This window comes from Rathayibacter sp. AY1A5, from assembly GCF_002930875.1.
GTDB lineage: Bacteria > Actinomycetota > Actinomycetes > Actinomycetales > Microbacteriaceae > Rathayibacter.
Map to the genome: position 1 here is coordinate 1 of NZ_PSTM01000003.1, position 13,830 is coordinate 13,830.

Consider the following 13,830-nt stretch of genomic DNA (forward strand, 5'->3'; position numbering starts at 1 on the left):
CGCCAACTCGCACGGGGCCTCCGCCTGCTCCGTCGGGCTCGTGAAGGTCCGCGACGGCCGCGTCGTCGACCGCGCCGGCTGGCTCATCCGCCGCCACGCCGTAGGATAGATGCCCGTGGCTCTCACTATCGCAATCGTCGGTCTCCCCAACGTCGGCAAGTCGACGCTCTTCAACGCATTGACCAAGAACACGGTGCTCGCGGCGAACTACCCGTTCGCGACGATCGAGCCGAACGTGGGTGTGGTGAACCTGCCCGACTCCCGCCTCGAGGTGCTCGCCGGGATCTTCGGCTCCGAGCGCATCCTCCCGGCGCCCGTCTCCTTCGTCGACATCGCCGGCATCGTGCGCGGCGCGTCCGAGGGCGAGGGCCTGGGCAACAAATTCCTCGCGAACATCCGCGAGGCCGACGCGATCGCGCAGGTCATCCGCGGCTTCGAGGACTCCGACGTCGTCCACGTCGACGGCAAGGTCGACGCCGCCAGCGACATGGAGACGATCAACACCGAGCTGGTCCTCGCCGATCTCCAGACCCTCGAGAAGGCCGAGGCCCGCTACGAGAAGGAGCTCAAGGGGAGGAAGATCGAGCCGATCGTGGTCGAGACCGCGAAGAAGGCGCGCGAGTTCCTCGACCAGGGCAAGCCGCTGTCGGCCTCCTCGATCGATCTGGAGCCGATCCGCGAGCTGGGCCTGCTGACCGCCAAGCCGTTCATCTACGTCTTCAACGTCGACGAGGCCGTGCTGACCGACGACGCCCGGAAGGTCGAGCTCGCGGCCCTCGTCGCGCCGGCGAAGGCGATCTTCCTCGACGCGAAGATCGAGTCCGAGCTGATCGACCTCGACGAGGCCGACGCCGCCGAGATGCTCGAGTCGACCGGCCAGACGGAGTCGGGCCTCAACCAGCTCGCGACCATCGGCTTCGACACCCTGGGCCTCCAGACGTACCTCACGGCCGGCCCGAAGGAGACGCGCGCCTGGACCATCGGGAAGGGCTGGACCGCGCCCCAGGCCGCCGGTGTCATCCACACCGACTTCCAGAAGGGCTTCATCAAGGCCGAGATCATCTCGTTCGACGACCTCGTCGAGACCGGCTCGATCGCCGAGGCCCGCGCGAAGGGCAAGGCCCGCATCGAGGGCAAGGACTACGTGATGCAGGACGGCGACGTCGTCGAGTTCCGCTTCAACGTGTAGGACGGCCCTACTGCCCGCGTAATGACTGGGCTGTAGGCTCGCCGGTCCGCACAGAGTCCGCAGGAGCGACGACAGAGCTTCGCATGAGGTTGCTCGCCGCGGCCCTCGTGCGGTCCTCAGCAGTCGGCCAGAGATGCGAATACGTCTGCAAGGTCGTCGTCGCCTTCGCGTGTCCGAGCGCGCGCTGCACGGTCACGACGTTGCAGCCCTCGGCGATCAGTCCCGACGCGAAGAAGTGTCTGAGATTGTGCAGTCGCAGCGGCTCGAGGCCTGCACGCTCGACCGTCCGGCGCCACCAGTAGCCGACCGTATTCTGATGCGGCGGAAGTCCGCGGTCCCCGACAAACAGCCAGCCCTCGTCGCCGCGGACCCCGATCTGCTCGACGTGCCGACTCAGTAGGAGCAGCAGCTCGTCCGGCAGAAACACGACACGTAAGGACCCGTACTTCGGAGGAGTGACCGCGATCTCGCCCGGACCGGATCGCTGCACCTGACGACGGACGCTGAGCTGCCGACGCAGGAAGTCCACGTCCGCGAGCTGCACCGCCGCGGCCTCGCCTATACGCAGGCCGGCGAAAGCGGCGAGGGCGACGAACGGCTCGAACCAATCCTCCGCCGCAGCGAGGATCGCTCCGACTTCAGCCGGCGAGGGGACCTCCATCGCGTGCTCGGCCTTGCGGACGCGGTGGAGGATCACACCGTCGGACGGGTCGGTTCCGATCAGGCGATCACGCACTAGCCGGTAGCTCCGGGCGCATGCTCGGGGCACAACCAGAGGGACGCGTCCGAGGACAGGTACGCCACGGCGTCCGTGCTCGGGAGATTCGGGAGCAAGCCCGCGACAACGATGAAGCCGGCCTGCAACGAGTCCCCGCGGTCCATGGAGTCGCAGAAGGCACTTCCTGCGCCTAGGAGCGAAGCGTCGGTGAACGAAGCCGTCTCCGGGATGTGCGTGTTTACCGCGTTGATGAACTCGGCCTCCGCGTAGACGCGAGTCGTCTCGTCCATGTCGGCTCGATAGGGCGCACCGTTGGTCGTCAGCCGCATTGTGGATGTCGGCGTCGGCGTCGGAGTCGGAGTCGCTTCTGCTTCAGGCGTCACGGTCACCGTCACTGCCGGCTCGGCCGGCTGAGCAGTGCAGCCCGCCAGCGCGAAAACGATGGCAATACACGGAAGAAGGCGTCTCATGGCGCGATCCTAGTGACCCCGATGATCTCGAGTGGCGCTAGTTCCTGACGAGGGGTCCGAACGTGGCGCGTACCTCGAACCAGGAGGGGGCCCGCGGGCTGTCCTAGAAACGGAACAACCGATGCCTAGTTGGCGTCCTGCCTTTCCCTCCATGGCGCGTTCCCTCTGGACGATTCTGTCGACGTAGACGCAGACGGGATCGCCCGATGTTTCTTGGCCCATGGGTGTACTGCGTAGTGGGCGACCCGCAGGACTCTGCAGTCCGCAGCGAGTCCGCAAGAACCCCAGTTCCCGGTGGGTTCGCACCATCAGTACCAACGCTCAGAAGCCCGGTATCTCGCGGATTCCTGTCCTTCACAACCACCCGCTACACCGGCACCAACGTTCCGCTTCAACGTGTAGGACGGCCGCGCTCGGCTCGAGGCGCCCGGTTCGCTCGGATCCCCGGATCCGCGAGCCGGGCGCTTCTGCACGGAGGTGCGGGATCGCCGACCCCGGGAGTCCGACACGAGGCCGGTCACATCCCCGGACGTCCGCCCCGCCCCGTCAGTTCAGCACGTCCCCGATCAGCCAGCTCGACAGCCCGACGAGGGTGCAGACGCCGACGACCACCCAGGCGACGGTCCGGCGGACCGAGCGGGAGACCGCCTCCGAGCTGCGGGGAGTGGGACGCAGCGGCGCCGTGTACGAGGGCGGGACGGTGTAGGTCCGGGCCGGCGGGAGGAGTCGGGGGAGAGTGACCGGACGGCCGTCGACCCACTCGGCGGGCAGCTCCGCGGCCTTCGCGGCCTGCAGCGTGAGCTCGACCTTCAGCGGGGATCCGCGGAGGGAGGCGTAGGCGGCGGCGGTGAGGCCGAGGCTCGCGAGGTGGCGGAGGGTCGGGGCGAAATCCGCCGAGAGGGTCGGGGAGAGCCCGCCCACCCGCTCGCCGTCGAGACGGAGCTCGACGAGGTCGCCGGCCGGGTGCAGGGTCACCAGCAGCAGGCCGCGGCCGCTCGCCGGAACGACCGTCGAGAGGCGGGCGAAGTGCTCGTCCTCGCGCAGGACCGGCAGGCCCCGCGACCAGGGGAGGATCGAGTGGCGCTCGACGGGCGGCTCGTTGAGCGGCACGAGCAGCTCGGGGGCGACGAGGGCGACGCGGAGGACGGCCCGCAGGCCCTCCTCGCCGCGCTCGACCCGGAGGCGCGCGGTCGTGACCGGGACGGCTCCGCTCGCCACGACCCGGTCGAGAGCGGCCCGGTGGGCGGAGGCGTTCGGCAGGTAGCCGAGGACGCGGCCGCCGGCCCGGACCGAGACGGCGTCGAGGCCGGTGGGGTGGTCGGGCTCGGGGATCAGGTCGACCTCGAGGGTCCGCTCGTCGATCTCGCCCTGCTCGAGCGTGCGGCCGATCAGATCGGCGATCTCCTCGATCCGCTCGGCCTCGGCGAGGGCGTCGACGCTCGGGGCGCCGTCGGCGTTCGGGAGGCGGTAGACGACGCGCTCCGTGACGGGGGTGACGGGTGCGTCCCGCACCACCGCGGCACTGTCCTGCGCGGAGCGGCGCGCCCCGGTGAACCGCCTGCCGTCCCACCAGCGCATCTCGGCCGCATCGGCCTCGTCGCGGTACCAGCCCGCCGGCGCACCCTCGTCCATCGACCCCCCCCGTTCCTCCGGCGAACGAGTCTACGAGGAGGGCGGGAGCGTCAGAGACCCGGGTCCGTGGCGGCGGGATCCTGGGGGGCGAGCGCGGCCGCGGGCTCTCCCGAAGCGGGGCCGCTCCACGCACCGGACTCGTGCGCCCGAGGGCCGGCGATCCACTCCAGAGCCTCGCGGACGAGCATCCGGACGTGACGCGCGTGGCCGATGGGGACGGGGGCGGGATCCTCGAGGACCTCGAGCAGGCGGTGCAGCACGGCACGGCTCTGCAGTCGTGTCATGGGCCTCACGGTAGGGGCCCGGTCGCTCGGACGGTAGTGCCGATCCGCGCCAGCGCACCCGTCTAGGCTCGCCACATGACTCGTCTCGACGGTGCCGTCGTCCTCGTCCTCGGAGCCTCGGGCGGCCTCGGCCGCCTCCTGGCCGATTCGCTGGAGGCGCGCGGTGCCGTCGCGGTGCGGTCGGGGCGCGACTGCGCGGCGCTCGGCGAGGCACCCCTGGTCGCCGACCTGCGCGGGGAGGACGAGCCCCGGCGCGTGGTCGCCGAGGTGCTCGAGCGGCACGGGCGCCTCGACGGCGTCGTCGTGGCCGCGGGCGTCGTGGCCTTCGGGCCCTCCGCCGAGCTCGATCCGGCCGTTCTGGAGGAGCTCGTCGAGGTGAACGCGCTGGCGCCGATCCGGGTGCTGACCGCCGCGCTGCCGTCGCTCGTCGCGTCGGCGGGCGAGGGGCGAGAGCCGTTCGCGCTGACCATCAGCGGCGTGGTGGCGGAGGCTCCGACCGCGGGCCTCGCCGCGTACTCCGCCTCGAAGGCGGCACTGCACTCCTTCGTGAAGGCCTCGGCCCGCGAGTACAAGCGGGCGGGCGTCCTCCTGCTCGACGCGCGTCCCGGCCACACCGAGACCGAGCTGTCCCGGCACCCGCTCGCGGGAGACGCGCCCCGCTTCGGCGCGGGTCTGGCGCCGCAGGACGTGGTCGACCGGCTGCTCGACGCGGTCGAGGACGGCGAGACCGACCTGCCTCCTGCGGCGTTCACCGGCTGACGCCGTCCCGAGACGAGGCGGAGCCGGTCGATCCTCGCGGGAACGCCCCGGATCGAGCACTGCAGCCTCGGCTGCGCACAGCCGTCGTGATCAGCCTGCGCATCCGGCGGCCGGGACCGCGATCGGCGCGGCAGCCCGTCCCACCGTCCTCCTCGCAGACGCGGGGATACCCGCCGTTCACCGGAGCGTCGCACGGGCGCACTAGCGTCCCTCCGTGCCCGACACCGCCGATGACGCCCTCCGTCCCACTCCCGAGCTGCTCCGCACGCTCACACCCGCCGACGCGCGGGACCTCGTCGTGCTGGACGAGGACGACGACGATCCGGTGCTCCTGCGCCGCGACGGCACGCAGATCGACACCTGGCGCGAGGGCTACCCCTACGACGAGCGGATGTCGCGCGAGGAGTACGAGGCGGGCAAGCGCCTCCTCCAGATCGAGCTGCTGAAGCTGCAGAACTGGATCAAGAAGCACGGGCGCCGGCTCGTGGTCGTCTTCGAGGGGCGCGACGCCGCGGGCAAGGGCGGCACCATCAAGCGCTTCACCGAGCACCTCAACCCGCGCGGAGCCCGCGTGGTCGCGCTCGAGAAGCCGACCGAGCGCGAGGCCGGTCAGTGGTACTTCCAGCGCTACGTCTCGCACCTGCCGGCCGCCGGCGAGATCGTCCTCTTCGACCGCTCCTGGTACAACCGGGCCGGCGTGGAGCGCGTGATGGGCTTCTGCACGCCGGCGCAGTACGAGGAGTTCATCCGCCAGACGCCGCTGTTCGAGCGGATGCTCGTCGGCGACGGCATCGACCTGGTGAAGCTGTGGTTCTCGGTCTCGGCGGAGGAGCAGCGCACCAGGTTCACGATCCGCATGATCGACCCCGTGCGCCAGTGGAAGCTCTCGCCGATGGACCTCGCCTCGCTCGACAAGTGGGGCGACTACACCGCGGCCAAGGAGGCGATGATGGCGGCGACCGACACCGCCGACGCTCCCTGGACCATCGTGAAGAGCAACGACAAGAAGCGCGCCCGGCTCGAGGCCATGCGCTACGTCCTGAGCCTCTACGACTACGACGGACGCGACGAGGAGGTCGTGGGCCCGCTGGGTCCGGACCCGCTGATCGTCGGATCGGCCGCGGACGTGTACGAGCGCGGCGAGCACGCCGCGACGAGCTGACCGGGGGGACGGACATGGGGGAGTCGGGGATCGGCGCGGAGCTGCCGGGGGTGCACCTGCGCTGGCTGGCGCTCGACGAGCAGACGCTGGACGCCGAGCGGCTGCTGCCGCTGCTGAGCGACGAGGAGCGCGAGCGCTACGCCGGCACGGTCGCCGCGTCGGCGGCCGAGCGCTTCGTCTTCGGGCGGGTGCTCCTGCGGATGCTCGCGGCCGAGCTCACGGGGACGCGCGCGTCGGAGGTCCGGGTCGTCGCGTGCTGCCCGCGCTGCGGGGGCGCGCACGGCCGGCCGCGGCTGGAGGGACGCGGGATCGCGCTCGAGCTGCTGTCGGTCAGCATCGCGCACTGCGCGGGCGCCGTCGTGGTCGCGGCGAGCAGCGCCGGTGCGGTCGGCGTCGATGTGGAGCCGACGCTGGGCACGCCCGAGCGCGGGGAGCGGATCACGCGCATCGCCGGGGCGCCCTTCGCCACGGGCGGGATGCGCCCCGCCGACCCCGTCCTGCACTGGACCCGGATCGAGGCCGCGCTGAAGGCGGACGGCCGCGGGCTCGAGCTCGACCCGCGCCGGGTGCACGTGCACGAGTCGCACCACGCGGCGGAGGCGCGGATCGACGGCGTCCGCTTCCGGCTGGCCGAGCCGCAGCTGGACCCCGCGCTGCGGGTCAGCGTCGCCCTCGGGCCGATGGGGGACGCGGGCGCCGGGCCCATCATCGGCTGGCGGCGCGAGCACGGCGACGCGCTCGCGGACTCGCTGGTGTCAGCGCCGGGACGGTAGCGGCGGCAGCTCCTCGTCGAGGAGCCAGGTGTCGAGCAGGTCGTCCACGCCCTCGCCGAGGACCTCGGTGCAGAGCTCGCGGAACTCCTCGTCGGTGACGGCGGCGGAGGAGTAGCGGGACGTCCACTCCCGCAGCAGCCGGAGGAAGGGCTCGTCGCCGACGGTGAGCCGCAGCGCGTGCAGGGTGAGCGCGCCGCGCTTGTAGACGCGGTCGTCGAAGAGTGCGACCGGCCCCGGATCGGCGAGCACGAGATCCTGCGCCGCAGCCCGCAGCACCGCGTGGTGGCGGCGGGCGCAGGCGTCGGCGGTGGCGCGGCCCGACTCCTCCGACCACAGCCACTCCGCGTAGCAGGCGAACCCCTCGTTGAGCCAGATGTGGCGCCACCGGGCGATGCCCACGCTGTTGCCGAACCACTGGTGCGCGAGCTCGTGCGCGATGAGGCGCTCCGAGCCGCCGCGGCCGTCGGCGTGGTTGGCGCCGAACACCGCCATCGCCTGCGCCTCGAGCGGGATCTCCAGCTCGTCCGCCGTGACGACGACGCAGTAGCGGGCGAAGGGGTAGGGCCCGAACAGCCGCGTGAACAGGGCGAGCATGCGCTCGAGCGGAGCGAAGTCGTGCGCGACCCGAGCGGCCAGGGCGGCGGGGCGGGCGAGGGTCACCGCGACGCCGGCGAGCACGCGCTCCTCGATCGCGTAGCGGCCGATCTGCACCGAGGCGAGGTACGCGGCGCTGGGCTCGCGCTGCTCGTAGAGCCAGGTGCGGCGGCCGGAGCGGGCGCTCGAGTCGACGAGCACCCCGTTCGCGAGCACGGCGTAGCCCTCCTCGGCGGTGACGCGCAGGCGGTACGGAGCCTTCTCGGCGACGTCGTCGTTGCAGGGGAACCAGGTGGAGGAGCCGGAGGGCTGCGAGGCGACGAGCACCCCGTCCTCCAGCTCCTCCCAGCCGAGCTCGCCCCAGTGGGTGGCGCGGGGGGCGGGGTGGCCGCTGTACTCGATCTCGACGTCGACGCTCTCGCCGGCGGCCAGCGGCTCGGCGGGGGACACCCGCAGCTTGTGCGGCGCCTGCTCGTGGCGGGCGCGGCGTCCTTCGATCCGGACGCGGGCCACGCGGAGCCGGGAGAGGTCGAGGGAGAACCGCCGGAGCGGCTGCAGCGCGACGATCCGCAGCACGGCCCGGCCGGCCAGGCGGTTCGAGGCGACGCGGTAGTCGAGGTCGAGGTCGTAGGACTCGACGCGGTAGCCGGTGTTCCCGATGCCGGGGACGTAGGGGTCGCCGGCGGTCTCGAGCCCGGTCAGCGCGGGGCTCACGCGACGGGCGCGTGGTAGTCGGCGACGCGCACCTCGCGCCACGGGCCGATCGGGTTGCCGCTCCAGCGGCTGCCCGCGGGCACGAGCTCCCCCCGCATGACGAGCGAGGCCGGGCCGACCGTGCCGTGCTCGGCGATCCGCGCGGCGGGGAGGATCACGCTGTGCGGGCCCAGGGTTGCGCCGGCGTCGAGGCTCACGAGATCCATGCTCATGATTCGATCATGGAACAGGTGCGTCTGCACGACGCAGCCCCGGTTCACGGTCGCTCCGTCGCCGAGCGAGATCAGATCGGCCTCGGGGAGCCAGTAGCTCTCGCACCAGACGCCGCGTCCGATCCGGGCGCCGAGGCTCCGCAGCCACCAGACCAGCGCCGGAGTACCCGCGGCGGCGTGGGCGAACCAGGGCGCGGCGACCATCTCGGTGAAGGCGTCGGCCAGCTCGCTCCGCCAGACGAACGAGGACCACAGCGGCTGCTCGCTCGGCTCGACCCGCTGGATCAGGATCCACTTCGCGGCGGTGGAGACGGCCGCGGCGACCGCCCCGGCGGCCAGCAGCACGACGCCTCCCACGAGCGCGGCGAGCACCGCCCCGAGCGTCTGGATCAGCGCGAGCAGTCCGGCGACCACGCCGAGGCCGATCGCGACCGAGACGACCACCGGGACGAAGCGGCCGAGCTCCCACGCGATGCGGGCCGCGCGGAGTCGGCGGGCCGGGCGGAAGGTGCGCGCCGACTCCGCCTCGACGACGGTGCGCCGCAGCCGCACGGGAGGTGAGCCCAGCCACGACGAGCCCGCCTTCGACTTCCGGGGCGCGGAGGAGAGGACGGCGACGAGTCCGCCGGCGGGCACGGTGTGGCCGGGCGCGGCCATGCCGGAGTTGCCAAGGAACGCGCGCTCGCCGATCTCGGCGCGGGCGAGCCGCATCCAGCCGCCGCCGAGCGCGTAGGAGGCGACGAGCGTGTCGTCGGCGAGGAACGCGCCGTCGCGGATGGTCGTCATCGCGGGCAGGAGCAGCACCGTCGAGGCCTCGACGTCGCGTCCGACCTTCGCGCCGAGGAGCCGCAGCCAGACCGGGGTGAACAGGCCCGAGTAGAGAGGGAAGAGCAGGACCCGCGCGGAGTCGAGCAGCCGCTCCGTCGACCAGACCTGCCAGCCGATCCGACCGCGCACGGGGTGGGTGCCCGGCTCGACGCCCCGGCCGAGCAGGCGCACCAGGACGACGACGAGAGCGGCGAGGACGACTCCGGAGACGGCGACGGCGGGCACGAGGGCGGCGAGAGCGGGCCCGAGCGCGGCGCCGAGGCCGGCCGAGCCGCGCACGGCGGCGGCCACGACGGCGAGCCCGGCCGCGAGGGCGAGGACCGGGACCGCCGCGAGGCCGACCGCGGACGCTCCGTACGCCCAGACCCAGCCCGGGCGGCGCGCCGGGCGCTCCGAGGGGAACCCGGCGTTCGCCCTGCCGAGCCGCTGGGCGGGGGATCCTCCCCAGCGCTGCCCGGCCGGCACCCGCCCGAAGACGGCCGATCCCGGCTCGATCTGCGCGTGCTTGCCGATCCGGGCGCCGGGGAGGAGCGTGCTGCGCGCGCCCACCGTGCTGCCGGCGCCGACCCGGACGGCACCGACGCGCAGGACGTCGCCGTCGATCCAGTAGCCGGAGAGGTCGACCTCCGGCTCGATCGCGGCGCCGCGCCCGAGCGTGAGCATCCCGGTCAGCGGAGGGAGGGAGTGCAGGTCGACGTCGTCGGCGATGCGGGCGCCGAGCGCGCGGGCGTAGTAGGCGACCCAGGGCGCGCCCGCGAGGCTCACGGCCTTGAGCTGGAACGCGATCTGCTCGGCCAGCCAGAGCCGGAGGTGCACGCTCCCGCCGCGCGGGTGGTCTCCGGCTCGGATCCCGCGCAGCAGGGTGCGCGCGGCGAGGACGGTGAGCCCCATCCGCCCGAACGGCGTGAGGAAGAGCGCGAACGCGGGGATCAGCGCGGCGAGCGGAGCGGTGGGCAGCCAGCCGAACCCCGGCACCAGGTCGAGCACCGCGGTGACGGTGAGGATCGCAGTGACCCAGCGGGCGCTGCCGAGCACGAGCAGCGGTGCGCCGAGGAGGGTCTGCAGCACGCGCATCCGGAGGGGGACCGGCGCGATGCGGTGAGCGGACACCTCCGCAGTGCCGGTCGAGCGGCTCTGGATCTCGGCGGCCATCGCCGCGAGACGCGGGTGGGCGTAGACGTCGGCGACCGTGAACTCGGGGTCGCGCTCGCGGATCCGCGCGACCAGCTGGGCGGCGGCGAGGGAGCCGCCGCCGAGGTCGAAGAAGTTCGCCCGCTCGTCGACCGGCACGCCGAGCACGTCGCGCCAAAGGGCGGCGAGCCACGCCTCCTCGGGGTCGAGGGAGGCGTCCTCGGTCGTGCCCACGGCGAGCGGCCAGGGGAGTGCGGCGCGGTCGACCTTGCCGGAGACGCGGGTCGGCAGCTCCTCGACCACGGCCAGCAGCGGCACGAGGGATGCGGGCAGCTCCTCACGCAGGCGGGCGAGCGCCGCGTCGCGGTCGAGCTCCCGGCCGCCGGCGAGGGCCAGGTAGCCGACGAGGACCTGGTTGCCGGCCGCCGTGGTGCGGACCGCGGCCGCCGCCCCCGAGACTCCGGGGAGCGCCTGCAGCGCCGCCTCGACCTCGCCGAGCTCGATCCGCCGACCGCCGAGCTTCACCTGGTCGTCCGCGCGCCCCTGGAAGACCAGGCCGGCGCTCTCGAAGCGCACCAGGTCGCCGGAGCGGTAGGCCCGCTCCCAGCCCAGGAGCGGTGCCGGCGCGTACTTCTCGGCGTCCTTGACCGGGTCGAGGTAGCGCGCGAGCCCGACCCCGCCGATGACCAGCTCGCCGACGTCGCCCTCGCCGACCCGCTGCCCGTCCGCATCCACGACGGCGAGCCGCCAGCCGTCCAGCGGCAGCCCGATGCGCACCGGGGGAGGCCCGCCGAGGGGCGCGGCGCAGGCGACGACGGTGGCCTCGGTCGGCCCGTAGGTGTTCCAGACCTCGCGGCCCTCGACGGCCAGGCGCTCGCCGAGCTCCGGCGGGCACGCCTCGCCGCCGAAGATCAGCAGGCGGACGTTCTCGAGCGACTCCGCGGGCCAGAGCGCCGCGAGGGTCGGCACGGTCGAGACCACGGTGATGCCGTGCGTGGTCAGCCAGGGGCCGAGGTCCATGCCGCTGCGGACCAGCGAGCGGGGAGCGGGGACGAGGCAGGCGCCGTGCCGCCAGGCGAGCCACATCTCCTCGCAGGACGCGTCGAACGCGACGGAGAGACCGGCCAGCACGCGGTCCCCGGGGCCGAGCGGCTCCGCCTGGAGGAACAGGCGCGCCTCGGCGTCGACGAAGGCGGCGGCGGAGCGGTGGCTGACCGCCACTCCCTTGGGGGTTCCGGTGGAGCCGGAGGTGAAGATGATCCAGGCGTCGTCCTCGAGCGAGGGCGGCTGCAGCAGCGGGATCGACGCCGTGCTCGGGTGCGGCGCGCTCGCGGTGAACAGGCGCGCGGCCGGCTCGTCGGCGCCGGTGCGCTCGAAGCGGCCGGAGCCGGTGATCACGCCGCGGACGGCGGCCTCGCCGAAGACGAGGCGCGCCCGCTCCTCGGGGTCGTCCGCGTCCACCGGGACGTACGCGGCTCCCGCGGCGAGGACGGCCAGGATCGCGAGGTAGAGCTCGCGGGAGCCGCTGGGCATGCGGATCCCGACGCGGTCGCCGCGTCGGACCCCTGCGGTGGTGAGCTCGCCCGCGAGCTGCACCGTGCGGGCCAGCAGCTCCCGGTAGCTGAGCGCTCCGGCCGGGTCCTCCAGCGCGGAGGCGTCCGGGTGGCGCTCCGCGGTGTCGCGGAGGACGTCGACCAGCGTGCGGGGAGGCGGGGTGGCCGCTCCGGCGTCGAGCACGTCCTGGGGGCCGGCCGTCTCGGTCACGTCTCGTCTCCGTCCCGGCCGCGCGATCGGGAGCGCGGCGGCCGGGGCGACACCGTAGGGAGGCGGGGTGACGCGGAGGTGAACAGGCGGGGTCGGCCCGCCCGGCTCAGTGCGCCATCGGGAGCGGCGCGTCCGACTCCGCCGGGCGGCGGACGAAGAACGCGGCCACGATCGCGACCGTCGCGATCGACGCGCCCCACAGGAACGCGGAGTGGATGCCGCCGGCGTAGGAGGCGACCTCGTCGGCGCCGCCCTGCGCGAGCTCCGCCGACCGGATCGAGAGGACGGTGACGAACAGCGCCGTGCCGGCCGCGCCGCCCAGCTGCTGCACGGTGCCGATGATGGCGCTGCCGTGGGAGTAGAGCGAGGGGCGCACCGAGCCGAGGCCGGCGGTGAACAGCGGCGTGAAGACGAAGGCGAGGCCCAGGCTGAGGGTGACGTGCAGCGAGAGGACGAACCAGGGCGACGAGTCCGCCGCGAGCAGGGTGTACCCCCACAGTGCGCCGGCGACGACGATCGAGCCGGGCACGAGCAGCACGCGCGGGCCGAAGCGGTCGTAGCCGCGGCCGACGAACGGCGCGAGCAGGCCCATCAGCAGGCCGCCGGGGAGCAGGAGCAGCCCGGTCTCCAGCGGAGTGAGGCCCAGCACGTTCTGCGTGTAGAGGGGCAGCAGGATCAGGGTGCCGAAGAGCGCCGACATGCTGACCGCCATCATCGCGATGACGATGGTGAAGTTCGCGGAGGAGAAGGTCCGGAGGTCCAGCAGGGCCCGGTCGGTGCGCTGCAGCAGCAGCTGGCGCGCGATGAAGCCCGCGAGGCCGAGACCCGCGACGACGAACGGGATCCACGGCGCGACGACCGCGGCTCCGCCCTCGCCGAGGCTCGACAGGCCGTAGACGAGGCCGCCGAAGCCGAAGACCGAGAGGACGACCGAGAGCGAGTCGATCGGGATGGAGCGGGGCTCGGTGACGTTCTCGACCTTGCGCAGGCCCAGGAGCAGCGCGCCGATCGCGATCGGCAGCACGATCCAGAACATCCAGCGCCAGCCGAGGAAGTTGAGGATGACGCCCGAGATCGTCGGTCCGACGGCCGGAGCCACCGAGATGACGATCGAGATGTTGCCCATCATCCGGCCGCGGATCGCCGGGGGCACCAGCGTCATCACGGTCGTCATCAGCAGCGGCATCATGATGGCCGTGCCGCCGGCCTGCACCACGCGGGCCGCCAGGAGGACCGCGAAGGTCGGGGCGAGCGCGGCGGTGAGCGTGCCGAGGCTGAAGAGGATCATCGCGGCGGCGAAGAGCGTGCGGGTGTGCAGCCGCTGGATCAGGTAGCCCGTGATCGGGATGACGACGGCCATCGTGAGCATGAAGGCGGTCGAGAGCCACTGGCCCACGTGCGCCTCGACGTCGAAGTCGCGCATGAGGTCGGGCAGCGCCACGCTCATGATCGTCTCGTTGAGGATCACGACGAACGCCGACACCAGCAGGAGGCTGATGACCAGGCGGCTGCGCGGTTCGAGGGTCGTGGCGGCGGCGGGTGCGGCGGGCCGCGCGGCGGGAAGGGTGCTGCGCTCGGTCACAGGTGTTCTCCGGTCGTG

At 73.2% G+C, this 13,830-nt stretch carries 11 protein-coding genes and 1 pseudogene; 5 read left to right on the forward strand and 7 right to left on the reverse strand.

Annotation, left to right across the window (positions count from 1 at the left end; translation table 11 throughout):
- Window positions 1–91, forward strand: a pseudogene (locus C5B98_RS17185) (DNA polymerase III subunit epsilon); the annotation flags it as partial.
- A 24-nt stretch (window positions 92–115) separates the two neighbouring features.
- Entirely contained in the window at window positions 116–1,189 is a 1,074-nt protein-coding gene (gene ychF / locus C5B98_RS02445) for a redox-regulated ATPase YchF (protein WP_104255102.1), read from the forward strand.
- A 7-nt stretch (window positions 1,190–1,196) separates the two neighbouring features.
- Here the strand turns inward: ychF and C5B98_RS02450 are convergent, their stop codons facing one another.
- The 4 genes from C5B98_RS02450 to C5B98_RS02465 form a co-directional block, all read right to left on the reverse strand.
- Window positions 1,197–1,925: a site-specific integrase gene (locus C5B98_RS02450; protein ID WP_258063420.1), complete on the reverse strand. Its 729-nt coding sequence runs from the start codon at window positions 1,923–1,925 to the stop codon at window positions 1,197–1,199.
- Window positions 1,925–2,197 carry a hypothetical protein gene (locus tag C5B98_RS16800; RefSeq protein WP_104327257.1) on the reverse strand — a complete coding sequence of 91 codons (273 nt, stop codon included), beginning with the start codon at window positions 2,195–2,197 and terminating at the stop codon, window positions 1,925–1,927. Before C5B98_RS16800 ends, C5B98_RS02450 begins: the two co-directional genes overlap by 1 nt.
- 726 nt (window positions 2,198–2,923) lie before the next feature.
- A complete protein-coding gene (locus C5B98_RS02460; protein WP_104287607.1) occupies window positions 2,924–4,009 on the reverse strand; it encodes a DUF2510 domain-containing protein in 1,086 nt (361 codons plus the stop codon).
- Window positions 4,010–4,059: 50 nt separating this feature from the next.
- A complete protein-coding gene (locus C5B98_RS02465; RefSeq protein WP_104287606.1) occupies window positions 4,060–4,293 on the reverse strand; it encodes a hypothetical protein in 234 nt (77 codons plus the stop codon).
- A gap of 75 nt (window positions 4,294–4,368) precedes the next feature.
- Between C5B98_RS02465 and C5B98_RS02470 the strand changes: the two genes are divergently transcribed.
- The 3 genes from C5B98_RS02470 (at window position 4,369) to C5B98_RS02480 (ending at window position 6,987) form a co-directional block, all read left to right on the forward strand.
- A complete protein-coding gene (locus tag C5B98_RS02470; protein WP_104287605.1) occupies window positions 4,369–5,052 on the forward strand; it encodes an SDR family oxidoreductase in 684 nt (227 codons plus the stop codon).
- Window positions 5,053–5,353: 301 nt separating this feature from the next.
- Complete coding sequence (gene ppk2, locus C5B98_RS02475; protein WP_258063176.1) at window positions 5,354–6,214, forward strand: polyphosphate kinase 2; 861 nt, start codon at window positions 5,354–5,356, stop codon at window positions 6,212–6,214.
- Window positions 6,215–6,228: 14 nt separating this feature from the next.
- On the forward strand, window positions 6,229–6,987 hold the full coding sequence (locus tag C5B98_RS02480; RefSeq protein WP_104222962.1) for a 4'-phosphopantetheinyl transferase superfamily protein: 759 nt from the start codon (window positions 6,229–6,231) through the stop codon (window positions 6,985–6,987).
- Here C5B98_RS02480 and C5B98_RS02485 read toward each other — a convergent pair.
- From C5B98_RS02485 to C5B98_RS02495, 3 genes are all read right to left on the reverse strand, one after another.
- On the reverse strand, window positions 6,970–8,295 hold the full coding sequence (locus C5B98_RS02485) for a M1 family metallopeptidase (RefSeq protein ID WP_258063163.1): 1,326 nt from the start codon (window positions 8,293–8,295) through the stop codon (window positions 6,970–6,972). The genes C5B98_RS02480 and C5B98_RS02485 overlap by 18 nt on opposite strands.
- Entirely contained in the window at window positions 8,292–12,230 is a 3,939-nt protein-coding gene (locus tag C5B98_RS02490) for a Pls/PosA family non-ribosomal peptide synthetase (protein WP_181065440.1), read from the reverse strand. The genes C5B98_RS02485 and C5B98_RS02490 overlap by 4 nt, the downstream gene beginning before the upstream one ends.
- Window positions 12,231–12,336: 106 nt before the next feature.
- Window positions 12,337–13,812, reverse strand: a complete 1,476-nt coding sequence (locus C5B98_RS02495; protein WP_104222964.1) for a DHA2 family efflux MFS transporter permease subunit — start codon at window positions 13,810–13,812, stop codon at window positions 12,337–12,339.
- Between the last annotated feature and the right edge of the window lie 18 nt (window positions 13,813–13,830).